Below are 24,726 nucleotides of genomic sequence, written 5' to 3' on the forward strand. Positions count from 1 at the left end.
TGCCGTCGCTGGCTCTATTTCTTTCTGAGCCATTTGAGCACTTCCATGCTCGGATACCCGTCCTGGGTCAAGCCGACCGTTGCCTGATAGGTCATGATGGCGGTTTTCGTGCCGTCACCGATCTTGCCGTCGAACTTGCCGTCGTAAAGTCCGTGCTGCGAAAGCCGCTTCTGCAACTCCTGCCTTTCCTCGAAGGACAGTTTGGTGAAAGGCCGCTTCCAGTCCTGCACCAGACCATTAGAGCCGGCGATTTCGTCGGCAAGAAGGCCGACGGCCAGGGCATATTTGTCGGCGTTGTTGTAGGCCTTGATGACGGAGAAGTTCTTGATCATCAGGAAGGCCGGTCCGCCGCGGCCGTCCGGCACTTTCAGCGTCGCCTTTTCGGTTGCGTTCTTGAACGGCTTGCCATTGGCCCTGGCTACGCCGAGCGCCTGCCACTGCGCCAATGTCTTCGAGCCGGCAGGCAGTTTGCCGGCTGGAATGGTGACCTCGTAGCCCCAGGTCTTGCCGCCCTGCCAGCCATTCTTCTTCAGCAGATTGGCTGATGTCGCCAACGCATCGGGGATCGAATTCCAGATGTCGCGCTTGCCGTTGCCGTCCATGTCGACGGCATAATGCTGGTAGCTGGTCGGGATGAACTGGGTCTGGCCCATGGCGCCGGCCCAGGAGCCCATCAGGTGGCTTTCGTCGATGTCGCCGGTCTGCAGGATTTTCAGCGCGGCGACCAATTGGGTGCGGGCGAATTTCGAACGCTTCGGGTCGCCATAGGCGAGGGTTGCCAGCGAGCGGATGACATTGCGCATGATGTCGTCGCGCTTGAGGATCTCGCCGTAATTCGATTCCATCGACCAGATGGCGAGCAGGATGTAGCGGTCGACGCCGAACCTCGCCTCGATCCGTTCCAGCCACGGCTTCCATTTTTTGGCCATCTGCTGGCCGACGGCAACGGACTGGTCGTGGACGCGGTTGTCGAAATAGTCCCAGGCAGGTGCGGTGAATTCGGGCTGGGTGCGTGCCTTTTCCAGCACCACCGGGTCGGGTTCATTGATGCCCCGGAACGCCCGGTCGTAGACCGCGCCGGAAACGCCGCCCGCCACGGCCGTGGCGCGGAAGCCGGCGACCCATTGCCGAAACCCGGCATCGGCGAAGGCCGGTCCGGCCGGCATCAGCAAGGTGAGCGAGAGGCTGGCCGCCGTCAGCACGCTGGTAAAGAGTTTTGCGGCACTGCGAACGGACATATTTTCCCCTTTCTCTATCTCAGGAAAGACCATTCATCGCCGAACCGGGTTAGCAATTGGTTTACCATAGGCGGCGCCTGGAACGAAAAGACACCTGGATGCTTTACCGGTTGATGTTTCCCTCAATGGCCCGATAATCCACAATTCCGGCGCGAAAATGTCGCGAGGCGGGATTGCCGGGCACGCCCTCAAACGGATAATTGACGCATGAAGCGAGTTCGCAAGGCAGTTTTCCCGGTCGCCGGTCTCGGCACACGGTTTCTCCCGGCCACCAAGGCCATTCCCAAGGAGATGCTGACCGTCGTCGACCGGCCGGTCATCCAGTATGTCGTCGATGAGGCGCGCGAGGCCGGCATCGAACATTTCATCTTCGTCACCGGCCGCAACAAGGCGGTCATAGAAGACCATTTCGATATCCAGTTCGAGCTCTATGATACGCTGGCACAGCGCGGCAAGGACGATCAGCTGGCCCGCTTGCAGCGGCTGCAGCCGGCGCCGGGGCAGACCTCGTTCACCCGCCAGCAGGTGCCGATGGGTCTCGGCCACGCCGTCTGGTGCGCCCGCGAATTGGTCGGCGACGAACCCTTCGCGCTGTTGCTGCCCGACATGATCATGCAGTCGGAGAAGAGCTGCACGAAGGCCATGGTCGAGCTCTACGAGGAGACCGGCAACAACATCATCGCGGTGCAGGAATGCGATCCGGCCGAAACCCACAAATATGGCATTGTCGGCCGCGGCGAGGACACGCATCACGGCTTCCGCATCACCGAGATGGTCGAAAAGCCGAAGACCGGCACCGCGCCGTCCAATCTCTACATCAACGGCCGCTACATCCTGCAGCCCGAGATTTTCAAGATCCTCGAAAGCCAGGAAAAGGGCGCCGGCAACGAGATCCAGCTCACCGACGCGATGCTGAAGCTGGAAAAGCAGCAGCCCTTCTTTGGCTACCACTTTCAGGGCCGCACCTTCGATTGCGGCTCGCCGGAAGGCTTCGTCGAGGCCAATGTCGCCTTCGCGCTGTGGCGCAGCGACATGAACGAGAACATGGCCGGCGTCATCCGCACGCTGCTCGATGAGATGAAGCCGTCCGAGCGTCGCGGCGCTGCTTTTTAGCTATCGCTGCAGCTTCAGCCCCAAATAGATGCTGTTGGCGGTGTAGTTGCGCCCGGGCAGATAGCTGGTCAGCTTTTCGGTGCGGGCGCGGCTGGTGAGGCCGACATAGCGGTTCAGCCACCAGGTCAGCCCGGCCTCTGCACTTAGCGTCATGTCATGGCCGTCGGAGCCGGTGTAATTGCGCCAGTCGAGCCCAAGGGCTGCGTTGCCGGTCAAGTCGGTGCGGATCTGCCGCTCGCCGGTGAGGCGGCCGGAATAGAGGATGTCGCCGCTCTCACCGGCGTTCGTCGTGCCTTCGACCGTGGTTTGCCCGGTGAGGCCGATGATGGTGCCGCGCTCGGGTGACCATTTGAGGTCGGCATTGATGGTGGCTCCCGAAATCGCCTCCAGGTTCTTGTCGTCGATCGCTTCCCGCAGCCAGCCGGCCGAGAACTCACCCTTGAGCTTCTCGCCCATGTCGACTTCGATACCGGCGCGTGCGCCAAGCCGGGTCGAAGAGCGCTCGAAGCCCTTGTTGTCGATCCGTTGGTCATATACCCGGCGGCCGAGCTCAATCTCGGCAAAGGGCGTCAGAGCCGGGGAAATTTCATAGCCGGTCCGCAACGTTGCGGTGTAGAGCGTGTTGTCCTGATCCTTCTGCGACAACACGGTGCCGTCCGTTAGCTTGGCGTCGCCATAGATGTCGTGGGAGACCGCACCGGTCAGCGCAAAGCGCAGCTTGCCGACATCCTTCTCGACGGCGAGGCTGCCGTCGACAGTCTGGCGGATCGGCTGCGAGGTGACGCCGGCAATGGCGTCGGGCGCGGAGGCCGATTCCGGCGCAATCTCGTAGCCGAGCTTGGCGATGGCGCGCAGTTCATTGTCGAGGTCGACATTGTACGTGCCTTGGATACGGCCGCGTGCCTCATTGATCTTCTGGCCCGAAATGGTGTTGCGGAAATTGCCGTAGCCGTCGATGACCGCCGAATTCTCGCGCCAATCGGAGGCGGCGGAGAAACGCAGCGCCGTTTCGGACAGCACCGCCGACTTGCCGCCAGCGCTGGAATCGGCGTTCGACGTGACGGCAACGCCCTGCTCGAGCGTCGGCCGCAGCAGGAACGAGCCGACCTTGATGCCGGTTGCCGCGTACGGGTCGTCCTCGAGCTTCTTCTTCTGGCCCTCGATGGCGTCGGTGCGCTCGGCGCCGGGGTCGAGCTTTCGTCGGTCGACACCGCCGACGGTGAGGACACGGCGGTTGGCTGTGTCCTGATCGGCGTCGCCTGCCGCAGTGCCGTCCGGGGTCGTTCCGGTGGTGGTCTGGTCCGTGGCTTTGCCAGGCTTCTTCTTGTCGGCAGCCTTGGTTTTGTCCTTGGCCTTGTCTGCATCCGCGGCGGCGCGTTGTTTTGCCGTCGATGGCCGGCGTGGCTGGACGGTTGGCGGCTTGTCGACGAACGAATCGTCGATGGTCGCCGGCGGGTCGAAAATGCTGTTTGCGCCGGCCTGTGACGGGTCGGTGTCGTCAGGCAAGGCGCCATCGCTGGCCGGCACATAAGCGGTTGGCGTGTTTCCCGTGGGGGCGGTGTCGGCAGGGGCGGGCTTGACCTGCGTGTTGGCCTTGGTCAATTGCCTGGCCCGGCGCTGCTGGTCGGACAGGATCGCCGATTCCGAAACTTCGCCGCGCAGCTCGGTCTCCTGGGCATGAAGCGCAGTTGGCCGCAGCAAAGCGAGCACGCTCGTCGCCAGAAGCAGAGCGCAAAAGGCTCTGCCCGTTCGACCTTTTTTCTCTTGAGGCTGGGCCCGCGACATCGTCACCACTGCTTGCGCGGCGCAAGCGCGCCATACTTACCGAACCGTAAACGGGGATGGTTAACGGAGGGTTGAAGGTGTGCCTGTACGACATGGCTGGACGGCAATTCTGTTGGACAGGCGAACGGCAAAGCGCTAATCGCATCAGCCATGCATGCGGGATCCCCAGAAAAGAAGCCTTTGGAGGCTTCGGTCGCCTCGGCGCTGAGAACGGTAGCCACGGAACAGGCCGGCGTGGCGGCATTGGCCGCCGCGCTGGAGAACGAACTGGCCGAACCTTTCGCCCGCGCCGTCGACATGGTGTCGCGCATCAATGGCCGCGTCATAGTCACCGGCGTCGGCAAAAGCGGCCATATCGGCACTAAGATCGCGGCTAGTCTGGCTTCGACCGGCACGCCAGCCTTCTTCGTCCATCCGGCGGAGGCCAATCATGGCGACCTTGGCATGATCGCCAGAGACGATGCCATCATCGCCATGTCATGGTCCGGCGAGAGCAAAGAATTGATGGGCATCGTCGCCTATTCCAGGCGCTTCTCGATCCCGCTGATTGCGATTACCGCGGGCGCGGCCTCGGCGCTGGCGCGCGCGGCCGACGTGGTGCTGCTCCTGCCGTCCGCGCCGGAAGCCTGCCCGCACGGTTTGGCGCCGACGACATCGACCCTGCTACAACTGGTGGTCGGCGATGCGCTGGCCATAGCGCTGCTCGAAGCGCGCGGCTTCACGCCCGACCATTTCCGCACATTCCACCCCGGCGGCCAGCTCGGCGCCAATCTGACTCTCGTCTCCGAGATCATGCGGGTCGGCGATCAGATTCCGCTAGCGGCGCTCGGTACCAAGATGCCGGAAGCGGTCATGACGTTGTCGAACAAGAAAGTCGGTTGTGTCTGTGTCGTCGACGGGAAGGGCGAGCTGGTCGGGATCATCACTGACGGTGATGTCGCGCGCAATCTGCATCGAAACCTGGCCGATATCGCCGTGGACGACATCATGACCCGCACGCCGAAGACGGTCGATCCGCAGACGCTGGCCGGAACGGCGATCGCGCTTCTCAACGAATACAATATCGGTGCGCTGGTAGTGACGGAAAACAGGATGCCCGTTGGGGTGGTTCACTTCCACGATTTGCTGCGTATCGGCGCAGCCTGAGGAAACTAAAACCGCATTGCGTTGGGGTGACCTACGCGGCGCGCTTCGATTGCTGCCAAATGCGCTGCGGGCCTTCGGGCGCTCAGACGGCCTCGACGGTCAGTTCCAGATCGGTGTCGGCCGAACTGACGACGCGCACCTGCGTGCCGGCCGGCAGGTCGGGACCCGAGACGCGCCACAGTGTGTCGCCGAGTTTGATGCGGCCGCGACCGTCCTTGATCGGCTCGGCCAGCGTTGCCATCCTGCCGACCAACTGCGCGCCGCGCCGGTTGAGCAGCGGCTGGTCGCTAGGGGTATTACGCCCACCAACCAGCTTCTTTCCGGCAAGGGCCGAGACCAGCGACAGGGCCAGGAAGGCGAGGACCTGGACTTCCCAGGCCCAGAAGCTTGCGTCCCAGACGAGCAGGGAAATCACACCGATCACCAATGCGGCGATGCCGATCCACAGCATGAATATTCCTGGCGCGATGACCTCCATCACCAGGAGGACGAAGCCCAGAACCATCCAGTTCCACGGACCAAGTTCGGAAATGATGCGGTCGAACATGGGAGTGCGCTCCTACTTCCTGTGGAGCATGATCTTTTCCGAAAACCGGTTCCCACTTTTCGGGATCATGCTCGCGACCTCAGTTCTCGCCCGATCTCAGTTTTCGCTTGGGCGAACCACCGGAGGGCGGGCGGCCTGCCTGGCGGCGCCGGCGGTGCCTTCGCTGCGGAACACCTCCCTGGCGATCTCGCCTATGCCGCCGAGCGTGCCGATCAGCGCCGAGGCTTCCATCGGCATCAGCACGACCTTGCTGTTGTTGGCGGTACCGATCTTGCCCATCGCTTCGGTGTATTTGAGCGCCACGAAGTAGTTGAGTGCCTGCACGTCGCCCTTGGAGATGGCTTCCGATACAACCTGGGTGGCTCGCGCTTCGGCTTCGGCCGAGCGTTCGCGCGCCTCGGCGTCGCGGAAGGCGGCTTCCTTGCGGCCTTCGGCCTCGAGGATCTGCGACTGCTTGAGGCCTTCGGCGGCGAGGATCTGCGCACGCTTGTTACGTTCAGCCGTCATCTGACGACCCATCGATTCGATGAGGTTGGCCGGCGGATTGATATCCTTGATCTCGACGCGGGTGATCTTGATGCCCCACGGATGGGCCGCTTCGTCGACCACGCGCAGCAGCCGTTCGTTGATGGCGTCGCGGTTCGACAGCAATTCGTCGAGGTCCATCGAGCCCATGACGGTACGGATGTTGGTCATCGTCAAATTGAGGATGGCGTTCTCCAGGCCGGCGACCTGGTAGGCGGCCTGCGCCGCATTGAGGATCTGGTAGAAGGCGATGCCGTCGACGCCGACAATGGCGTTGTCGCGCGTTATGATTTCCTGGCTCGGAACGTCGAGCACCTGCTCCATCATGTTCATCTTGGCGCCGATGCGGTCGACGAACGGCACGATGAGGTTGAGGCCGGGGCTTAGTGTTTTGGTGTAACGACCAAAGCGCTCCACCGTATAATTATAGCCTTGCGGGATTGTCCGGATGCCTTTGATAAGAAGCACCAATACCAGAAAGGCAAGCGCACCAATCGCAATACCGAAACCACTGAAGTCCATTTGAATCTCCCTCAGATGCCGGCCATGGCGTTGATTCCATGCAACCGACTTCACCAAACACTTAGGTGTGTTTCAATAATGTTACAATCAGGTGATCGTTGATTATTAGTGCATGGAATAGCGCAACTGCGGCGGTCGATCGCCGCAACGTGGCGGCCTCAGACCCAGCCCGACAGCTCGCGCCGCACCATCGCCTCGATCACCGCCATGCCTTCTGCACTGTCGTTGAGGCACGGGATGTGGGCGAATTTCTCGCCGCCGGCGTGATGGAAGGTCTCGGCCGCCTCGCGGCCGATTTCGTCCAACGTCTCGATGCAGTCGACGGAAAAGCCTGGATTGACGATGGCGATCGATTTGACGCCGTCCTTCGCCAGTTTCTCGATCGTCTTGTCGGTGTAGGGCTGCAGCCATTCCTGGACGCCGAAGCGCGACTGGAAGGTGATGATCAGCTTCTTTTCATCCCACCCCAGTCGTTCACGCAACAGTCGTGTCGTCTTCTGGCAGTGGCAGTGATAGGGATCACCCTTTTCGAAATAGGGCTTCGGGATGCCGTGATAGGAGGTGATGACCACCTCCGGCTCGAAGTCTAGCGTTGCCAGATGCCGTTCGATCGAATGGGCGAGCGCCTCGATGTAGACCGGCTCGTCATAGTAGGGCGGCACGCTGCGGACCGCCGGTGCGCGACGCATTTTCATCAGCGCGCGAAAAAGCTGGTCATTGGCGGTGGCGGTCGTGGTCGCCGAATATTGCGGGTAGAGTGGGAACGACAGGATGCGGTCGCAGCCTTGCTCGACCAGCCTTTGAGCGACGCTCGCGGTCGAGGGGTTGCCGTAGCGCATCGCCCAGTCGACCACGACATCGGGTAGGTCGATGAGCGCTGCGGCCAGCTTTTCGCCCTGCGCCCGGGTGTAGGTGCGCAGCGGCGACTCGTTCCTCTCGCGGTTCCATATCCTGGCGTAATTGGCGCCGGACTTCTTCGGTCTGGTGGTCAGCACCAAGCCGTAGAGGATCGGATACCAGATCGCCTTGTTGAGTTCGATGACGCGCGGATCGGACAGGAATTCGCGGAGATAGCGCCACATCGGCTTGAAATCGGTACCGTCGGGCGTGCCGAGATTGACCAACATGACGCCGATCTTGCCTGCCTTTACCGGCGGATGTCCGGCCGGTAGCGGGTCGAGCGCTTTCGCGGCTTTGGGGTCGACAGGCGTGGAAAGCGTCATGAAGGTCTCCCGACACCGCGAAAACCGACGATGTCGGGCGAAACTAGCGATGCGGAGCAAGTTTTCAATGCTGCGTCTGGCCGCACCTTACCTTGAAAGCCAAAAACCCGTCCGGTTACCCGGACGGGTTTTGCTGGTCGCAAGTGCGAAGCGAGGTTACTTCGCCGGAATGGTCAAGGTCGCGCCGACAGGAAGCCGGCGTGGTTCGTAGCCTTTGTTGGCCTCGGAGATCACCTTCCACTTGGCGCCGTCGCCGTAGGCCTTTTTGGCGAGATCCCAATAGGTATCGCCGGCGACGATGACATGGCTGGCTTCGGCCGGGGCGGCGTCAGCCGGCTTTGCCGGAGCAGGTGCGGCTTCGGCCGGTTTTGCCGGTTCGGCCGGAGCCGGCGTTGCCGGGGCGGTTTCCGCCGGGACAGTCGGCGGCGTGGTGGTGATGTCGCCGGAGCCTGCCGGCAATGCGGGCATCGCCGGCTCCGCCGGTGCAGCCTCGGCCGGTTTTGCCGGTTCCGCTGGAGCAGGTGCCGGTTCGGCTGGTTTTGCCGGCTCGGCGGCCGGGGCAGCCGCTACGGTTGCGGCAACCTCGGTGATGCGGCCGTCGAGCTTGGGCGTGTAGGGCCGGTGCGCGGCGAGATAGTCGGCGACCACCTGTTCGAGGCCCGGGCCGTAATCATAGGCGTTCTTGGCCTTCTCGGCGAAGACCTTGTAGCCGTCGCCGCCCTGGCGGACGTAATTGTTGGTGGCGACCAGATAGTCCTTGTCCGGATTGATCGCCGCCCAGGCACCGTTCTGCATCACCTCGACCGACTTGACTCGGCCGGCATTGGGCGCGACCGACTTGTCGAAGGAGTATTTAAGACCTGCCACCTGCGGGAAGCGGCCGCCGCCGTCCTCGACCTGGCTGACGCCGTTTTCCAGCCCGGCAACCAGATCCTTGCCGGAAATCTGGAAGGTCGCCAGCGTGTTCTGGAACGGCAGCACGGTCAGCACCTCGCCCATGGTGACGGTGCCCTTGTCGATCGAAGCACGCAGGCCGCCGCCATTCGAGACGACGATCTCGACGCCCTGTCCCTTGACGCGGTCGAGGATGGCGTCGGAGACGAGGTTGCCCATCGCGCATTCCTTGGTGCGGCAGCTTTCGCGGCTGCCGTCGATGGCCTCGGTGGTCTCGGCCACTTCCTTGTTCTTCAGCGCCTCGATCGGCGCGCCAAGCTCCTTGATGCGGGCAAGAACGGCCGGATCGGGAGTGATCGACTTGTCGAGGAAGATCGGGTCGCCGCTGGCTTCCTTGACGTTGCCATTGTCGTCGAACACGACCTTGAATTCGCCGAGATATTTCGAATAGGACGCGGCCTGCACCACAGGCACCTTGGAGCCGTCGGGGTTGTCGACCATCGTCGGGTAGGGGCCTTCAGCCTTCGGGTCGGTGTTGGACAGAAGCGAATGGCTGTGGCCGCCGACCACCACATCGATGCCCGGGATCTTGGCGATGACATCGCGCTCGCGCCTGTAGCCGATATGGGTGACGGCAATGATCTTGTTGACGCCTTGCGCCTTCAGCTTCTCGACCTCGGCGGTGATCGACTTGACGTCGTCCTCGATGGTAATGTTGGGGCCGGGAGAGGCGAGTTCCGGCGTGTCGTTGGTCACGGCGCCGACAATGCCGATCTTCTGGCCGCCGACCTCAAGCACAATCGACGGCTTGATCTTGCCTGCGGCGCCGGACTTGTCGTTGGGCACGACATTGGCGCTGACGATCGGGAACTTCGCCTTGTCGAGATAAGGCACCAGCGCGCTCTCGCCATCGTCGAATTCGTGGTTGCCGAGCGTCACCGCGTCGGGCTTGATCTGATTGAGGAATTCCTCCTCCGCCGTGCCCTTGTAGGTGATGTAGAACAGCGATCCCTGAAAGCTGTCGCCGGCATTGAGCAGCAGCACGTTCTGGCCTTCGAGCTTCTTGCGCTCCTGTGCGATCGCGGTGACCAGCCGGCCGGCGCCGCCGATGCACTCACCCTTGGTCTCTTCCTCGGCCGAGCAGGTTGACTCGTATTTGTTGTTGCCTTCGATGCGGCTGTGCCAATCGTTGAAATGCAGGATGTTCAACGTGTAATCGGCAAAGGATGGTGCGGCCGACAGGCCGAGTGTCGAGGCAGAGAGGGCGGCAATGGCGGCGAGCTTCTTCATCTTCGTCTCCCGGATATGATCAAAGGCGTTTAACGCTCTTGCCCGACTGCAGGATAACAGCCAGCATTTCGGGTATGTTCACATCGCGGTTGTGGCGATGCAAGAAGAATCAGGGCGGATAACCGGCATCGGTTTGCCGGCATAAAAAAGGCGGCGGCATCGCGCCGCCGCCATCCGCAAAGCCGCATGGGAAAGGTTCAGCCGCGCCTGGTCAGCACGAAGTTCTGCCCGGCGGAGCTGGTGCAATTCAGCTGGTTTATGGACACCAGCAGGCAGTTGAAAGCGATTGGCTGCTGTCGGATCAGCGAGGTTCCGTTGATCTCGACCGAGGTGGCGCCGGTCTTGGTGTAGCTGCCGTCAGCGAATTTCTCACCGGTCTCCGCCGAAACGGTGGTGAAGACGCCGCCGTTCAATGTCGAGACCGCCTTGCCTTCGGCGTTCAGCCATGAGCCTTCGACGCCTCGCGCCTGCGATGAGATCGGTGGCCCGTCGGAGCCGCCGGTGGTGCAGGCGGCAAGCATCGTCGCAAGAACGCCCGCCGCGCCCGCAGAAAGAATTTTGCGCGCAATCGTCATATCAAATCCTCTCCTGACGCATCGGCCCAATCGTCAAACGACGTTTTGGGGAACACGATGTGCGTGGCCTCAAGTTTCCAGAGCCGTCCCTCGTGCGTCCAAATGGATGCACACTGCGCTCGTCCGCATCCCTTCAATCGCCCGATTTCCGGGCGATTGCAAGGCAGTGATGCAGGGGTATGGAACCGCTATCGAACGAGGATGTTGCGGAATTGCCACGGGTCGCTTTTGTCGAGGTCTTCGGGAAACAGGCCCGGACGGTTATCGAGCGGCGTCCAGTCGGTGTAGTAGCCCTTGACCGGTCCGAGATACTGGGACTGCACTTCTAGGCAGCGCTTGTAGTCCATCTCGTCGGCCTCGACGATGCCGGCTTCCGGGTTTTCCAGCGCCCAGACCATGCCGGCGAGCACGGCCGAGGTGACCTGCATGCCGGTAGCGTTCTGGTAGGGCGCCAGCTTGCGGGCTTCGGCCAGCGACAGCTGCGAACCGTACCAGTAGGCGTTCTTGGCATGGCCGTAGAGCAGCACGCCAAGCTCGTCGACGCCGTCGACCAGCTCGTTTTCGTCGAGCACATGGTGGACCGGCTGCGGCTTGCCGGCAGCGCCGAACATTTCGTGGAGTGACAACACGGCGTCGTTGCAGGGGTGATAGGCATAGTGGCAGGTCGGGCGGTATTGGACCTTGCCCTTCTTACCGCGCACGGTGAAGAAGTCGGCGATCGAGATCGCCTCATTATGCGTCACCAGGAAACCGTATTGCGCGCCCGGCGTCGGGCACCAGGAGCGCACGCGGGTGTTGGCGCCGGGCTGTTCGAGATAGATCGCAGCCTTGGAGCCACGCTTGTGCTCCTTGCCGTTCTTCGGCATCCATCTCTCATGCGTGCCCCAGCCGAGCTCGGCCGGCTGCAGCCCTTCCGAGATGAAACCTTCGACCGACCAGGTGTTCCAGAACACGTTCATCGGCTTCGGCTTCTTGGTGCGCTGGGTGTCGCGCTCGGCGATGTGGATGCCCTTGACGCCGGCCTTCTTCATCAGCTTGGCCCAGCCGTCACGGTCGTCCTGCGCGGGTTCGGAAAACTCGAGGCCGAGGTCGCCGGCAAGGTTCAGCAGCGCCTGCTTGACGAACCACGAGACCATGCCCGGATTGGCGCCACAGGTCGAAACCGCGGTAGCGCCGCCGGGCTTGTCGTGCTTCTCCTTGATCAAGGCTTCGCGCAGCGCGTAGTTGGTGCGGCTGGCATTGTCGGCCTTGGCGTCGAAATAGAAGCCGAGCCACGGCTCGACGACGGTGTCGATGTAGAGCACGCCGAGCTTGCGGCAGAGCCGCATCAGGTCGACCGAGCCGGTATCGACCGACAGATTGATGCAAAAGCCCTGGCCGCCACCATTGGTCAAAAGCGGCGTCAGCAGTTTCTTGTAGTTTTTCTCGGTCACATGCTCCTGCACGAAGGCGATGCCGCGCTCGTCGAGCAGCTTGCGGTCGGTGTCGAGCGGGTCGATGACCGTCATGCGCGACTTGTCGAATTTGAAATGGCGCTCGATCAGAGGCAGCGTTCCCCGTCCGATCGAACCAAAGCCGATCATCACGACAGGGCCGGTGATTTCACCGTAAACGGGCCAGTTTTCATTCGCCATTTTATCGAGCACTCCTTCAAGCAACGCGCCAAAACGGCCGTTCGACCGCCGCGCGACAAACCATAGATCATTGTCACAATAAAGCGAAAAGCAGGGATAAGGTTAGTTCCCGGCCGCGCAGATACGCCTACGGTTCGAGCAGTTTCGCGAATTCCGGTGTGAACAGCGCTTGTGCTTCGGAGACCGGCATTTCAACGAGATCGCCGCCGCAAGCCTGGATGACGTTGGGCAAACCTTGCAGGCCGAAGACCAGAACCTGCCTGTCGCCATCGCGCTTCAGGCTGGCGCCGAGATAGTCGCCGATCAAATCGTGGATGCCGCATTCGGCCTCGTAATCCACCTCGGTCTGGTCGCTTGGCTTCTTGCGCTTCTCCTTGACGAAGGTGGCCAGCGAGGGGCCTGGCTTGCCGTCGACCGTATCGGAAAACATGTCCTGAAGGGTAAGCAAGGCGCCACGGCGCACGTCCATGACATAGGCGTCGGAATAGTTGTTCGGATGCGCACCGCCGCAATAGAGGCTGCCGGATTCCGACCAGCTCATCAGCTTCGGCGTCAATGACGTAACTTTGGACGTCGTGTCTTCATAGCCGCCAAGCGAATCGTCGTCCATGCCCTCCATCGGCGGCCCGTCGTGGAAACCGGCATATTGCAGCGCCGCGCACGTCAAGGCGCTGAGGCTGTGATGCCAATGGCGGTTCTGCAGCAAGGCATTGGCGGCTTCGATCGGCGCACTGCCGGCGAGATCGACGATGCGCGGCCTGGCGAATTTGGTGCGCGGATCGGTGACATAGTTGTAGGCTGCATCCGGCCAACCTTCCTTGGCGTCTGCCTTGGGCGCGAAATCCAGCTTGAGATAGTCGTAGGGCGATGCCGCCATGGTGATCGGCGCATCGTCACCCGAGAATGTCATGTCGGTGAAATCATAGAGATCGCGTGGCGTCGTCGCCGGCGTCTCCGTCTGGGCACGGCTGGCGATCCTTGTCAGCTTCAGCGGCAGGGTCTTTTTGGCCGTCCAGGTGCCTTCCAGCGTCTTGCCCTTGTCGGCGGAACTCAACCGCCAGACGGCGCCGATGGGTGGAGCCTGGCCGTCGCCGCACTTCTTGGCATCGCAGGCTTCTTCCTCGGCCAATTGAAAGGTGGCGCCCTTGCTCGACTTCGCCTGCAGAGGAATATCGACGCCCTTGGAACGGTAGAAATAGCGCGCCGCCAGTGCCTCTCCAGCCGTCGCAGGATCACCGGTAAACTCGACGACGATGTCGATGTTGCCGAGCTTCCCCGCATAGGTCACCGGTTCCGCATGCGCTGTTGCCGGCAACGCCAGGAATGCACCGAGCAGGACGGCTAGCTTCAGAACATGTCGGACCATCGTCACTCCTGAGCCATGGTTTGCAGGCGTTGCACCAGCCGGTCACGGTCTGATGTCATCCCCTTGTAGTCGAGTTGAGCCTCATCCAGCGCCTGCAATTGCGCCGCGAAAGAGGCGGCAAGTGTTGCCCGGTCGGGATGCCGCGCCAGCACTTTCAACGGGTCGAGATGGATGCGGATGGTGAACAGGATGTCGCGCGAGACGGACAGTTTGCGCAGCGTCTGGCGCTCGACGCGGATGAAGGCGTGGGCGTTTACGTCGCCGTCGGGAAATCGCGAGGGGCGCCTGGTGGCACGGTCGATGCGCTCGACATTGGAGAGCGGATGATAGAGCGCGTCGTCGGCCTGGATCGACCAGTTGAAGCGTTCGACAGCCTGACCCTGCAGGCCGTCGAACATGCGGTTGATGAGCTCGGCCGGCCTGGTGCCCGGACCGAAGCCCGGCACCGGTGCGTGGATCTGCTGCAGCGGCCGGCCGAATTTCTCGACCAGCGACCAGGATGACGGGAAACACAGCGAGCCGGCGGCGAGCCGCCAGCCGGTGTCGTCACGGCGCATCAGGATCAGGTCTTCCTGGACGAGCAGCGACGCTGCGACCAGCGGGGCATCGGGGAAGGTGGCGTCAGAGTCGGCTTTGGCGCCAATGACCTCAACCCCGGCATTGGTGCGCCGGTACATCCCGGGAAATCTCGACAGCAGATGTGCTTCGATGAGGCCGCGCACTTCGCGCTGGGCGTCGCGCGTGCCGTCTTCCTCGACAAACACCTTGTCGGGAATTTCGGCATACAGCCGGCGCTTTTCGGCGAGATGGTCGAAGAGATACCGGTCGACCTCGATCCACTTGTCGAGTTCGAGCGGCTTCAGCCCGATGGTGAAGAGCTTTGAGGAGCCATCATAGGGCGTGTGCGTGGGCTGACGAGAATTCATGCTTCGCTAGAAAGTGCCCAATGCCGGCGGTTATTCTCGCAGCCGCTTCGTATCAGGCCAATGTTGCCGGGATCAAGCCGCGCAGAGAATTGCCGACGAACAGTGTTTTGGCGGATTTCAACTCGTCATAGCTGTAGATCGCCTCTTGGGCGCGGCCTTCGTCCAGCAGCTCGGCGCGCAATACGCCAGGCAGCAGGCCGCAGTCGAGCCTGGGTGTCATCAGCATGCCATCACCGAAATCGGCGAAGACGTTGGTGATGGTGCCTTCGCAGATTTCGCTGCGCTCATTTGCGAGCAACACTTCGTCGGCCTGGGTGATCAGATATTCGGAGCGGGCGTGGGTGTAGATCTGTCGCCGGCTGGTCTTGTGGCGCAGCAGCGCGTCCGAGGAAGAGAGCCGGACCCGCGCCAGTCGCAGCCGCCAGACCTTGTCGGCGGCGAACGGCTCATAGGGCTGGACCGAGGCGGTCACTTCGCCATTGCGCTGCAGGGCGAGCCGGGTGCGCAGCGCCGTCTGCTGCGCCCCGATAGTATTCGCCAGCACCTCGCCGATCCGCTGCGGATCGCAGGCAAAGCCGAGTTCTTCCGCCGAGCCGTAAAGGCGTGCGAGATGGCGTTCGAAGCGCAGAAAGCCCTGGCCGGGCTCCCAGCGCATCGTCTCGATCAGCTCGAAATCGGCGGTGTCCCCGTCGCGAAGCGCGCCTTCAGCAGACACTCCTGATACTCCTCTTGCGCCGTCGAATCGAAGACGACGCCGCCGCCGACATTGTAAACGGCCTCGCCACTGGAAAAGAGCGATATGGTGCGGATCGCCACCGAAAAGCGCATCATGCCGCCAGGCGCGATCCAGCCGATGGCGCCGCAATAGACGTCGCGCGGTGTCTCTTCCAGCTCGTGCAGGATTTCCATGGCGCGGATTTTCGGTGCGCCGGTAATCGAGCCACAGGGAAACAGCGCGCCAAAGATTTGGCGGATGCCGAGATCAGGCAGAAGCTTCGCCCGCACACGGCTCACCATCTGATGGACGGTCGGGTAGCTCTCGATGCGGAACAGTTCCGGCACTTCCAGCGTGCCGATCTCGCTGATCAGGGAGATGTCGTTGCGCAGGAGATCGACGATCATCCGGTTCTCGGCCTGGTTCTTTTCGTCGCTGCGCAAGAAGGACTTCAACCGCGCGTCCTCGGCCTTGGTCGCGCCGCGCGGTGCGGTGCCCTTCATCGGATGGGTTTCGATCATGCCTAAGGCATTGATCTCGAAGAACAGCTCGGGCGAACGCGATAAGATGATGGGATCGCCGAGCGAAATCAGTGCGCCATACTTGACCGGCTGGCGTCCTGTCAGTGCGTCGAAGGCAGCAACCGGATCGCCCGACCATTGGGCACGGACCGGAAAGGTCAGGTTGCCTTGGTAGCAGTCGCCCTTGCGGATGTGGTCGTGAAGGCGCGCGAAGCGTTTGGCGTAGTCCTGAGCGGACCAACTGGCCCTGGCGTCGAAGATGGGGCCATTGGTGGCCGGCGCATCGTTGCGCGGCACGGCCTCTTCGGCCGGAGCATTGAAGACACCCAGACAAACCAATGGCGCGCGCCGGCCTTCAGGCAGCAGCGGCACGAGTTTCGGTTCGAGCAGATAGCCCGCTTCGTAGGAGAAATAGCCGGCCAGCCATTTGCCGGCATCGCTCGCCGCCTGCGCAGCCGCCAGCGCCGGCAGAAAATCCTTGGCATCATAGGCAATGATGATGTCGGCCGGGTGGTCGAAGACCAACTGACGGCCGCTTTCATCGTTGCGGAAAATGGCAGAGGGCAGGGGCATGGCTCGGGTACTGCGGTCGATGACGCCAGAACCGCTCTATATGGGGGCCGGGCGGCGTGCAATCGAGGGAGCGGCGTCGCAGGGCGCAAAGACAGTGGCGAATGCAAAAACAAAGACGGCGCCCGAGAGCGCCGCCTTCTGCTTATGTTGCCGATGACAGATCAGCTGTTGTTGGCGGTCCCGGCGCTCGGGAATTGGCGTGCGAACTCCTTTTCGTCGCCGGCGGCAAGCAGCTTGGCCTGCTCGACCCACTTTTCGCGAGCGATGCGGCCGTCGAAATTCAGCGTGTCCTCGATGCGCTTGACGTCGGCCGCGGTCCAGCCGGCGATCTGCGCGTAGGTCGTGACGCCAAGGCCCTTGAGCAGTTTGTCGTTGACCGGGCCGATACCGATCAGGCGACGCAGATTGTCGGCCTTTCCAGCTGCCGGGGCGGCCTTCTTCGGGACGGCGGCGGGCTTTGAAGCCGCGGCTTTGGGCGCGGCCTTGGCGGCGGCAGGTTTGCTGGCCGCTGGTTTTGCGGCCGCGGATTTGGCCGCAGCTGGTTTGGCCGCGGCGGGTTTGGCGGGGGTCGGTTTCGCGGCCGGGGCGGACTTGGCCGTTGCCGCTGTCGATACCAGGGCGGCCGGCGCCGAACTTGAAGGCTTGGCGGATGGAGCTGATGTTTCACGCAGCCGCCGTTCGAGATCGGCGCGGGTCTTGCCGCAGGCGTCGAGTTCGCCAGTCAGGCGATCGGCGTCGGCGCGCAGTCTGTCACGCTCGCTGCGGGTGCGGTCGAGATCGCCGCGCAGGCTGTCGAGTTCGCCGCGCAGCCGGCCCCAGATAAACCAGCCAACCAACACACCTACAAGGAACGCCAGGACAATGTAAAAGAAGGTCATCGTCTCTCTCCAGTCGGATCCGTCCGCCGCCGTCCCAAGTCATGACCTTGGCAGATCGGATCATCCAATGTGGTTCGGCGGCTCAGGGAACAGCCGGTCTGTCGTCGAGTGTCGGCGTTCGGCTTTCCGCCCATTGCCAACCGTCGCTGTCGCATTCGTCAGACCGCTGCCATGGGCCGGGATACTGTCCGGCCTTAAGCCGCGCGCCCGGCTGAGCTTCAGTCGGAAAGCTATCATACGGTTTCGGGAAAGCTAACGGAATTTTCGCCGGAGAGTTATTCAAGAACAGATATTTAGAACAAGAACAGAGCTGCCGTCACATGCATTCCGGCTAAACTGTTCTGCGATTCTGCAAAGTCGAGGCCGCTGCTGAACCTGCCACTCTGCGCCATCGGTCCAATGGGTCCGCGCATTAACTGTCGAGCGCTTCCAACTCGTCGATCAGGCCGCCGATCACGCCAAGCCCGATCTGCCAGAAGGCGGGGTCGGTGGCGTCGAGGCCGAAGGGCGCGAGAAGCTCCGAGTGATGCTTGGTGCCGCCGGCGCGCAACATCTCGAAATACTTATCCTGGAAGCCATGCTCAGCGTTCTGGTAGACCGCGTAGAGCGAGTTCACCAGGCAGTCGCCAAAGGCATAGGCGTAGACGTAGAAGGGGGAGTGGACGAAGTGCGGGATGTAGGTCCAGAAGACCTCATAGCCCTCGCGCAGCTTGATCGCCGGCCCCAGGCTTTCGGCCTGCACCTCGAGCCAGAACTGGCCGAGCTTGTCGGAGGTCAGTTCGCCGTTCTTGCGCTCCGCATGCACCTTGCGTTCGAACTCGTAGAAGGCGATCTGGCGCACGACCGTGTTGATCATGTCCTCGACCTTCTGGGCGAGCATCGCCTTGCGCTCGCGCTTGTCGGTGGTCTGGTCGAGCAGCGAACGGAAGGTCAGCATCTCGCCGAACACCGAGGCCGTCTCGGCCAAAGTCAGCGGCGTCGAAGCCATCAGCGCGCCCTGGCCGCCGGCCAGCACCTGATGCACGCCGTGGCCGAGTTCATGCGCCAGCGTCATCACATCGCGCGGCTTGCCCATGTAGTTGAGCAGCACGTAAGGGTGCGCCGAAGGCACGGTCGGATGGGCGAAGGCGCCGGGCGACTTGCCGGGCCTGACCGGCGCGTCGATCCAGTTGCGGTCGAAGAAGACGCGGGCGATCTCCGCCATATCGGGGGAAAAGCGCTGATAGGCCGACAGCACGGTGTTCCTGGCGTCGTCCCAAGGGATCACGGCCTGCGGCGTTTCGGGCAAGGGCGCGTTGCGGTCCCAGTGGTTCATCACCTCCATGCCGAGCCAGCGCGCCTTCAGCGCGTAGTAGCGATGAGACAGGCGCGGATAGGCCTCGCGCACGGCCGACGCCAGCGCATCGACCACGCTGCGCTCGACGCGGTTGGCGAGATGGCGTGAATCGGCGATGTCCTCGAAGCCGCGCCAGCGGTCAGAAATCTCCTTGTCCTTGGCCAGCGTGTTGGTGATCAGCGTGAAGGTGCGCAGGCTCTTGCGGAAGGTCGCGGCCAGCGCTTCGGAGGCGTGGCGGCGGACCTCGCCATCGGCGTCCTGCAGGCGGTTCAGCGCCGGCTCCAGCGTCAGTTCCTCGCCGTCTATGTCGAAGCGCAGATCGGTCATCGTCTCGTCGAACAGCCGGTTCCAGGCACCGCGTCCGGTGATCGACTTCTCATGGAAAAGCTGCTCGACCCGATCCTCGAGCTGGTAGGGCTTGTCCATTCTGAGGTCGAGCACCCAAGGCCGGTAATGGGCAAAGCCGGCGTCGGCGGCGAGGGCTGCTTCGAGCGCCTTGTCGTCGATCAGGTTCAGCTCCAGCGCGAAGAACAGAAGATGCGCGCTGGCGTCGGTCATCTTTTCCTGGATGTCGCCATAGAGCTTTGCGCGCTGCGGATCGGCGGTATTGCCGGCATAGATCAGGCCGGCATAGGAGACGATGCGGCCGATCAGTTCCTCCAGCGCCTCATAGGCTGTCAGCGCCTCGCCAAGCCTGCCGGCGCTGCCGCGCCCGGCCTCCGCGGCCAGTGTGCCCTTCCAGCGGTTCTCGAAGGCGACGGCATCGGCCGCCGCCTTGGCAAGGTCACGCTTCAGTTCGGGCGCCTCCATGCCGGAATAAAGGTCGGCGAGATTCCATTCCGGCAGGTCGCCGAGTTCCGCCGCGCCCTGACCGGACGCTGCCGCCGCAAGCTGCCGACCGAGAATCCTGCGCATCAACAATTACCTTCTGGAATCAAGGGGAAAGGACAAGCCGGTCAAATCCTAAGGAATTCATTCACCGGGTTTTTTGAAACCTTGTTTAGAACCCTGTGCCAAGATGATCCATGGGAATTTCCCAGGCGGGCAACTCAAATCAGTCATGACAGGTTCCATTCTTATAGTCGATGACGATCCCGTGCAGCGCCGGCTGCTCGAGGCGGCGGTGACGAAATTCGGCCACAGCGCCATCGTTGCCGATGGCGGCGAGGCCGGTCTGAGCGCGCTTGACGGACCCAATGCGAGGGATATTTCGGCAGTCATCCTCGACCTTGTCATGCCGGGCCTCGACGGCATCGGCGTGCTGAAGGCGATGCGCGAGCGCGGCATCACTGTTCCCGTCATCGTGCAGACTGCGCAGGGCGGCATCGAAACGGTGGTTTCGGCGATGCGCCACGGCGCTTTCGATTTTGTCGTCAAGCCGGCGTCTCCCGACCGGCTGCAGACCGCGGTCGGCAACGCCCTCAAGGTCGAGGCGGTCGAGGACGAGGTCAAGCGCACGTCGCGGCGTCGCGGCGGCCACCTGACCTTCAAGGACATGATCACGCATAGCCCGGCGATGGACCGGGTGATCCGCCTCGGCCAGAAGGCTGCGGCCTCCAACATCCCGATCCTGATCGAGGGCGAATCGGGCGTCGGCAAGGAATTGGTGGCGCGCGCCATCCAGGGCAGCGGCGAACGCCGCACAAAACCGTTCGTCACCGTCAATTGCGGCGCCATCCCCGACAATCTGGTCGAATCGATCCTGTTCGGTCACGAAAAAGGTTCGTTCACCGGCGCCACCGAAAAGCACACCGGCAAGTTCGTCGAGGCGCATTCGGGCACGCTGTTCCTGGATGAGATCGGCGACCTGCCGCTCGACGTGCAGGTCAAGCTGTTGCGCGCCGTGCAGGATGGCGAGGTCGATCCGGTCGGCGGCCGTTCCACCGTCAGGGTCGACATCAGGCTGATCTCGGCCACGCACCGCAACCTTCTGCAGCAGGTCAAGGACGGCAAGTTTCGCGAGGACCTGTTCTACCGGCTCAACGTTTACCCGATCGTCGTGCCGCCGCTGCGCGACCGCCGCGACGACATCCCCTATCTGGTCAAGCATTTCATGGACAAGGTGGCGCCGGCGGGCAATCGCCTGCACGGCATCTCGGATGCCGCACTGGCCATGCTGCAGGCCTATGACTGGCCGGGAAACATCAGGCAACTGGAAAACGCCGTGTTCAGAGCCTCGGTGCTTGCCGAAGGAGATGTGCTGACGACTGACGAATTTCCGCAGATCCGGGCGCAGGTCGACGGCACCGTCAATCTCGACGCCGATGCGTCCTTGTCGGACCCCGGAATGGCCTCGAGCACCGAATTGCAAGGCGATGGCGCGCAGACTGATGACGCCGGTACTGCAGCTGCCGAGCTCGCCCCTCCGGCGAGGCTGCTTCAGCGTTTCGGCACATTGAGGGCGCTGGACGAGCGTGGCAATGTGCGTGCGCTGGCCGATGTCGAACTCGAAATGATCAAGCTCGCCATCAACCACTATAACGGCCAGATGAGCGAGGTCGCACGGCGTCTCGGCATCGGCCGCTCGACGCTCTACCGCAAGCTCAAGGAATACGGCATCGACCCGGAAACCGGCCGCCTCGACCGCCTTGCCTCCTGAACGCCGAATTCCACAGCTTGCCAACGCAAGGCCGGGACCAGCTTGCCATGCCACATCCAGCGCTGCATAAGGGTTGGGGCGGGAATATGGCTGATGCGGACAGCGTTGTTCACGCATTAAGGCCAGCGGTAACAGATCGTGTAGCGCGAAAAGGCTGAATCTTGATCTAAACCAGCAGTTTACCAAGAAATCCTGTGTATTATTTTTGACGGGATATCGCCACGGTGTTACCGCATTTCGGCTTCAATAAGCGATGATTAACCATTAGGATCGATATTCGGATGTGAGAACCACGCATCCGTTTGGACAAATCCGGGGACAAACGGCAGCCTGCAAGGCCTTTTGATTTGAACAAAGTCGAACGACACAGAAACGGGCGGCGCGATCACATGGGCGTCTGGCCGAGATGGCTGGCAGCGGTGATCGTTGCGTTCGCTTTCCTTGCCGCAACTGCTGCCGGCGCCAGCGCCGAAACGCGCTCGCTCAAGCTCTATCACCTCCACACGCACGAAAAGGCCGAGATCGTCTACAAGCGCAATGGCCGCTACGATCCGGCAGGCCTCAGGAAGATCAACATCATCCTGCGCGACTGGCGTCGCAACGAACCGACCAAGATGGATCCGCGCCTGCTCGATCTGGTGTGGGAAGCTTACCGGCAGGCCGGCGCCACCGACTATATCCAGGTCGTCTGCGGCTATCGCTCGCCGTCGACCAATTCGATGCTGCGCAGCCGCAGCCGCGGTGTCGCCAAGGAAAGCCAGCATATGCTGGGCAAGGCGATGGACTTCTACATTCCGGGTGTGCCGCTGAAAAAGCTGCGTAACATCGGCCTCAAGATGCAGGGCGGCGGCGTCGGCTACTATCCGTCGTCGGGTTCGCCCTTCGTCCACATGGACGTCGGCAATGTGCGGCATTGGCCAGGCATCAGCCGCCAGGAACTGGTCAGCCTGTTCCCCAATGGCAAGACGCTGCATGTGCCGAGCGACGGCAGGCCGTTGCCGGGTTATGACCAGGCGCTCGCCTCCTACAAGGCGCGCAAGGGCGCCGGTTCTCCTGCCATCATGATGGCCAGCGCAGGCGGCAGCACCAAGAAATCCGGTGGCTTCCTGTCCGCGTTCTTTGGCGGTGGCGGTGAAGACGAAGCCGACGACAGCGCCGATGTCGCTACCGCCGCGCCGCCGCCGAGAAGCGTGAAGCCGGTGCTGGCTGCCACGAGCAACAACAACAGCAATCTGCCTGGCATCGCGATCGTGTCGCCGCAGAACGCCAAGCGCGCCAACATTCCGCAGCTTGCCGACGACAGCGCTGACGATTCGGAGCCGCAGGACACGCCAGAGACGATCATCGCCGCGCTGCCCGCCAAGGAAGTGCCGCTGCCCGCTTTCGCACCGCGGCCGAAGGCCGATGTCGGCGCGCAACAACCTGAGACCGTGCCGTTCGGCGTCGCCGATGCCACCACCGAACAGACGGTGGCGACGGCGCAGGCGCCGGCCAATGTGCCGTTCGGCACGGCCGATGCGAGCAATGCCGACCAGGGGGCCGATCAAGCTGCCGCTCCGGCGCAGGTCGCGGTCAACGTCCCGTTGCCGACCTGGCGTCCCGACCGCTCTTCGCCGCCGGCTGAGCTTGCGCCGCAGGACAAGGGCGTTCTGCTGGCGCTGGCCGATACGGCTGCCCACAAGCAGACCGCAACCGACGCGTTCTCGGTGCTGCCGTCGCAGCGTCCGGACGAGGTCAAGGCGGTTCTCGAACAGGCCAGCGCCGCCGATACAGCCGGTGCTACCGACGACTATCAGGTTGCGTCGCTCGAGCCTCGCTCGGCGTTCAACGATCCGTCAGGTGTCGATGCCGCATCGCCGCGCGGTGCTATTGCTGCCCGTCCCGCCGGTACCGATCCAGCCTCGGTGATCGGCGCCGGCGTCAAGACGACACGCAAGGAAGCAAGGGCTTCGGCTCGCGACCTGAAGCCAGGACCGAAGGCAGTGGTGGTGGCGGCCGAACCGCAGGCGGCGCGCTGGGCGCTGAGCAGCGGCGACAACATCGCCACCGTTTCCAGCCCGACGACTGCGCCGCGCTATGCCTACAACATCGTGCATACGCCGCCGAGCGAGGTCTACACCGCAGGCTTCCAGGCGGACAACCAGATGGCCGATGCCAACCGCTTCACCGGCAATGCCGTAAAATTCCTTTCGGTCGCCCGCTTCCAGACGAAGTAAGGGCGTGACCGGGGCGTTATCGACTCGAAGCCGCGCTGGGCAACCTGTGCGGCTTTTGTTTTTAGCGAGATTTCGAGCACTGGCTTCCATCGCCACAGAATGCTAACCACCAAGCTGCATTCCCGCTTCGTCTAATGGTAGGACAGCGCCCTTTGAAGGCGTGAATCGTGGTTCGAGCCCATGAGCGGGAACCAAAATCTCAACGCGTAGCAAACCCGGTCGGCGCAGCTGGCGGGTTTTTGTGCCGAGTGCAATTCCGGGAACACTGTGATTTTCCCGGGAAAGCGCGGAGCGCTTCCTTGGGAATTGCGCAAAGACAAAGTAGCGGAGGTTATTTTCCGAGCTTGCTCGCGGTCTGTGCGAGCGCCTCGATCTCATCCCACTTGCCGGCTTTGACCAACTCGTCCGGCGCCACCCACGAGCCGCCGACGCAGATAACGTTGGACAGGCTGAGATAGTCGGCGGCGTTCTTGGCCGAGATGCCGCCGGTCGGGCAGAATTTCACGTCGGCCAGCGGCGAGGCAAAGGCCTTCAGCGAGGCGATGCCGCCGGATTGTTCGGCCGGGAAGAATTTCAGGAACCGCAGGCCGGCCTCGCGGGCAGCCATGATCTCGCCGGGCGTGATGGCGCCGGGCAGCAAGGGAACGTCGCTGTCCTTGGTCGCCGCCAGCAACTCTCGCGTGATGCCGGGGCTGACGATGAATTTCGATCCGGCGGCCGCTGCCTCGTCGAACTGCTTGGCATCGAGAATTGTGCCGGCGCCGACAATGGCGCCCTCGACCTCACCGGCGACGCGGCGGATCGCTTCCAGCGCATCGGCGGTTCTCAGCGTGATCTCGATCGCCGGCAGGCCGCCGGCGGCGAGCGCCCGGGCGAGCGGGACGGCGTCCGCGACATTGGCGATCTTCAGCACCGGAATGACCGGCTGGCCATTGAGCAGCGACAGGAGCTTTTCGGTCTTGCTGGGCATTGGCTTGTCTCTCCCTAGGTGATTTCAACCGATTAGCAGAAGGCCGATTCCGAGTCCACGAAACCCGGCCTGCCGCGATGTCACATGCCGGCCAACGAGCCTGCTGGCGAATACCGACAAGGTGTCTTTAGCTC

The 24,726-nt window shown here is 62.7% G+C and carries 19 protein-coding genes and 1 tRNA gene; 5 read left to right on the forward strand and 15 right to left on the reverse strand.

Annotation, left to right across the window (positions count from 1 at the left end; all coding sequences use genetic code 11):
- Positions 1-14: 14 nt before the first annotated feature.
- On the reverse strand, positions 15-1,238 hold the full coding sequence (locus X728_RS139620) for a lytic murein transglycosylase (RefSeq protein ID WP_023832928.1): 1,224 nt from the start codon (positions 1,236-1,238) through the stop codon (positions 15-17).
- A gap of 207 nt (positions 1,239-1,445) precedes the next feature.
- Between X728_RS139620 and galU the strand changes: the two genes are divergently transcribed.
- The gene (gene galU / locus X728_RS139615) at positions 1,446-2,351 is read left to right on the forward strand and encodes a UTP--glucose-1-phosphate uridylyltransferase GalU (protein WP_023671956.1); all 906 of its coding nucleotides are present in this window, start codon (positions 1,446-1,448) and stop codon (positions 2,349-2,351) included.
- Here galU and X728_RS139610 read toward each other — a convergent pair whose 3' ends face one another.
- Positions 2,352-4,136, reverse strand: a complete 1,785-nt coding sequence (locus tag X728_RS139610; protein ID WP_031196011.1) for an outer membrane beta-barrel protein — start codon at positions 4,134-4,136, stop codon at positions 2,352-2,354. It lies immediately after the preceding gene.
- A gap of 150 nt (positions 4,137-4,286) precedes the next feature.
- Between X728_RS139610 and X728_RS139605 the strand changes: the two genes are divergently transcribed.
- Positions 4,287-5,282: a KpsF/GutQ family sugar-phosphate isomerase gene (locus tag X728_RS139605; RefSeq protein WP_023832930.1), complete on the forward strand. Its 996-nt coding sequence runs from the start codon at positions 4,287-4,289 to the stop codon at positions 5,280-5,282.
- A gap of 82 nt (positions 5,283-5,364) precedes the next feature.
- On the opposite strand, the gene X728_RS139600 is transcribed toward X728_RS139605, so the two are convergent.
- From X728_RS139600 to X728_RS139545, 12 genes are all read right to left on the reverse strand, one after another.
- Positions 5,365-5,829 carry an NfeD family protein gene (locus X728_RS139600; RefSeq protein ID WP_023686409.1) on the reverse strand — a complete coding sequence of 155 codons (465 nt, stop codon included), beginning with the start codon at positions 5,827-5,829 and terminating at the stop codon, positions 5,365-5,367.
- 96 nt (positions 5,830-5,925) lie between these two features.
- Entirely contained in the window at positions 5,926-6,876 is a 951-nt protein-coding gene (locus tag X728_RS139595) for an SPFH domain-containing protein (protein WP_023832931.1), read from the reverse strand.
- Positions 6,877-7,034: 158 nt separating this feature from the next.
- Complete coding sequence (gene hemH / locus X728_RS139590; RefSeq protein WP_023828224.1) at positions 7,035-8,099, reverse strand: ferrochelatase; 1,065 nt, start codon at positions 8,097-8,099, stop codon at positions 7,035-7,037.
- Between the two features lie 156 nt (positions 8,100-8,255).
- Positions 8,256-10,283 (reverse strand): bifunctional UDP-sugar hydrolase/5'-nucleotidase, encoded by a 2,028-nt coding sequence (locus tag X728_RS139585; RefSeq protein WP_023832932.1) that lies wholly within the window; start codon positions 10,281-10,283, stop codon positions 8,256-8,258.
- A gap of 197 nt (positions 10,284-10,480) precedes the next feature.
- Entirely contained in the window at positions 10,481-10,858 is a 378-nt protein-coding gene (locus X728_RS139580) for a hypothetical protein (protein WP_023671949.1), read from the reverse strand.
- Positions 10,859-11,046: 188 nt separating this feature from the next.
- Complete coding sequence (locus tag X728_RS139575) at positions 11,047-12,492, reverse strand: homospermidine synthase (protein WP_023832933.1); 1,446 nt, start codon at positions 12,490-12,492, stop codon at positions 11,047-11,049.
- A 127-nt stretch (positions 12,493-12,619) separates the two neighbouring features.
- Positions 12,620-13,858, reverse strand: coding sequence for a hypothetical protein (locus X728_RS139570; RefSeq protein ID WP_023832934.1), 1,239 nt, complete (start codon positions 13,856-13,858; stop codon positions 12,620-12,622).
- A gap of 2 nt (positions 13,859-13,860) precedes the next feature.
- A complete protein-coding gene (locus X728_RS139565) occupies positions 13,861-14,784 on the reverse strand; it encodes a DUF3445 domain-containing protein (RefSeq protein ID WP_023832935.1) in 924 nt (307 codons plus the stop codon).
- 52 nt (positions 14,785-14,836) lie between these two features.
- Positions 14,837-15,499: an aminotransferase class IV family protein gene (locus tag X728_RS139560; protein WP_031196012.1), complete on the reverse strand. Its 663-nt coding sequence runs from the start codon at positions 15,497-15,499 to the stop codon at positions 14,837-14,839.
- The gene (locus tag X728_RS139555; RefSeq protein WP_023671944.1) at positions 15,448-16,593 is read right to left on the reverse strand and encodes an aminodeoxychorismate synthase component I; all 1,146 of its coding nucleotides are present in this window, start codon (positions 16,591-16,593) and stop codon (positions 15,448-15,450) included. Before X728_RS139555 ends, X728_RS139560 begins: the two co-directional genes overlap by 52 nt.
- A 161-nt stretch (positions 16,594-16,754) precedes the next feature.
- A complete protein-coding gene (locus tag X728_RS139550; protein WP_023671943.1) occupies positions 16,755-17,471 on the reverse strand; it encodes a protein in NADH-ubiquinone oxidoreductase complex in 717 nt (238 codons plus the stop codon).
- 412 nt (positions 17,472-17,883) lie between these two features.
- Positions 17,884-19,722, reverse strand: coding sequence for a M3 family oligoendopeptidase (locus X728_RS139545; RefSeq protein ID WP_023832937.1), 1,839 nt, complete (start codon positions 19,720-19,722; stop codon positions 17,884-17,886).
- Between the two features lie 145 nt (positions 19,723-19,867).
- Between X728_RS139545 and X728_RS139540 the strand changes: the two genes are divergently transcribed.
- From X728_RS139540 to X728_RS139530, 3 genes are all read left to right on the forward strand, one after another.
- A complete protein-coding gene (locus X728_RS139540) occupies positions 19,868-21,406 on the forward strand; it encodes a sigma-54 dependent transcriptional regulator (RefSeq protein WP_023832938.1) in 1,539 nt (512 codons plus the stop codon).
- Between the two features lie 389 nt (positions 21,407-21,795).
- Positions 21,796-23,622: a DUF882 domain-containing protein gene (locus X728_RS139535; RefSeq protein ID WP_023832939.1), complete on the forward strand. Its 1,827-nt coding sequence runs from the start codon at positions 21,796-21,798 to the stop codon at positions 23,620-23,622.
- A 120-nt stretch (positions 23,623-23,742) separates the two neighbouring features.
- Positions 23,743-23,816: transfer RNA gene (locus X728_RS139530), tRNA-Gln, on the forward strand.
- A 137-nt stretch (positions 23,817-23,953) separates the two neighbouring features.
- On the opposite strand, the gene X728_RS139525 is transcribed toward X728_RS139530, so the two are convergent.
- On the reverse strand, positions 23,954-24,592 hold the full coding sequence (locus tag X728_RS139525) for a 2-dehydro-3-deoxy-phosphogluconate aldolase (RefSeq protein WP_023817276.1): 639 nt from the start codon (positions 24,590-24,592) through the stop codon (positions 23,954-23,956).
- Positions 24,593-24,726: the final 134 nt, after the last annotated feature.

The sequence above is a fragment of the Mesorhizobium sp. L103C119B0 genome, assembly GCF_000502235.1.
Taxonomy (GTDB): Bacteria; Pseudomonadota; Alphaproteobacteria; order Rhizobiales; family Rhizobiaceae; genus Mesorhizobium.

What these genes read in the sequence shown, in the direction of transcription:
- X728_RS139620 (WP_023832928.1), bottom strand. Translation starts at nt 1,238, where the DNA reads ATGTCCGTTCGCAGTGCCGCAAAACTCTTTACCAGCGTGCTGACGGCG.
- galU (WP_023671956.1), top strand. Translation starts at nt 1,446, where the DNA reads ATGAAGCGAGTTCGCAAGGCAGTTTTCCCGGTCGCCGGTCTCGGCACA.
- X728_RS139610 (WP_031196011.1), bottom strand. Translation starts at nt 4,136, where the DNA reads ATGTCGCGGGCCCAGCCTCAAGAGAAAAAAGGTCGAACGGGCAGAGCC.
- X728_RS139605 (WP_023832930.1), top strand. Translation starts at nt 4,287, where the DNA reads ATGCATGCGGGATCCCCAGAAAAGAAGCCTTTGGAGGCTTCGGTCGCC.
- X728_RS139600 (WP_023686409.1), bottom strand. Translation starts at nt 5,829, where the DNA reads ATGTTCGACCGCATCATTTCCGAACTTGGTCCGTGGAACTGGATGGTT.
- X728_RS139595 (WP_023832931.1), bottom strand. Translation starts at nt 6,876, where the DNA reads ATGGACTTCAGTGGTTTCGGTATTGCGATTGGTGCGCTTGCCTTTCTG.
- hemH (WP_023828224.1), bottom strand. Translation starts at nt 8,099, where the DNA reads ATGACGCTTTCCACGCCTGTCGACCCCAAAGCCGCGAAAGCGCTCGAC.
- X728_RS139585 (WP_023832932.1), bottom strand. Translation starts at nt 10,283, where the DNA reads ATGAAGAAGCTCGCCGCCATTGCCGCCCTCTCTGCCTCGACACTCGGC.
- X728_RS139580 (WP_023671949.1), bottom strand. Translation starts at nt 10,858, where the DNA reads ATGACGATTGCGCGCAAAATTCTTTCTGCGGGCGCGGCGGGCGTTCTT.
- X728_RS139575 (WP_023832933.1), bottom strand. Translation starts at nt 12,492, where the DNA reads ATGGCGAATGAAAACTGGCCCGTTTACGGTGAAATCACCGGCCCTGTC.
- X728_RS139570 (WP_023832934.1), bottom strand. Translation starts at nt 13,858, where the DNA reads ATGGTCCGACATGTTCTGAAGCTAGCCGTCCTGCTCGGTGCATTCCTG.
- X728_RS139565 (WP_023832935.1), bottom strand. Translation starts at nt 14,784, where the DNA reads ATGAATTCTCGTCAGCCCACGCACACGCCCTATGATGGCTCCTCAAAG.
- X728_RS139555 (WP_023671944.1), bottom strand. Translation starts at nt 16,593, where the DNA reads ATGCCCCTGCCCTCTGCCATTTTCCGCAACGATGAAAGCGGCCGTCAG.
- X728_RS139550 (WP_023671943.1), bottom strand. Translation starts at nt 17,471, where the DNA reads ATGACCTTCTTTTACATTGTCCTGGCGTTCCTTGTAGGTGTGTTGGTT.
- X728_RS139545 (WP_023832937.1), bottom strand. Translation starts at nt 19,722, where the DNA reads ATGCGCAGGATTCTCGGTCGGCAGCTTGCGGCGGCAGCGTCCGGTCAG.
- X728_RS139540 (WP_023832938.1), top strand. Translation starts at nt 19,868, where the DNA reads ATGACAGGTTCCATTCTTATAGTCGATGACGATCCCGTGCAGCGCCGG.
- X728_RS139535 (WP_023832939.1), top strand. Translation starts at nt 21,796, where the DNA reads ATGGGCGTCTGGCCGAGATGGCTGGCAGCGGTGATCGTTGCGTTCGCT.
- X728_RS139525 (WP_023817276.1), bottom strand. Translation starts at nt 24,592, where the DNA reads ATGCCCAGCAAGACCGAAAAGCTCCTGTCGCTGCTCAATGGCCAGCCG.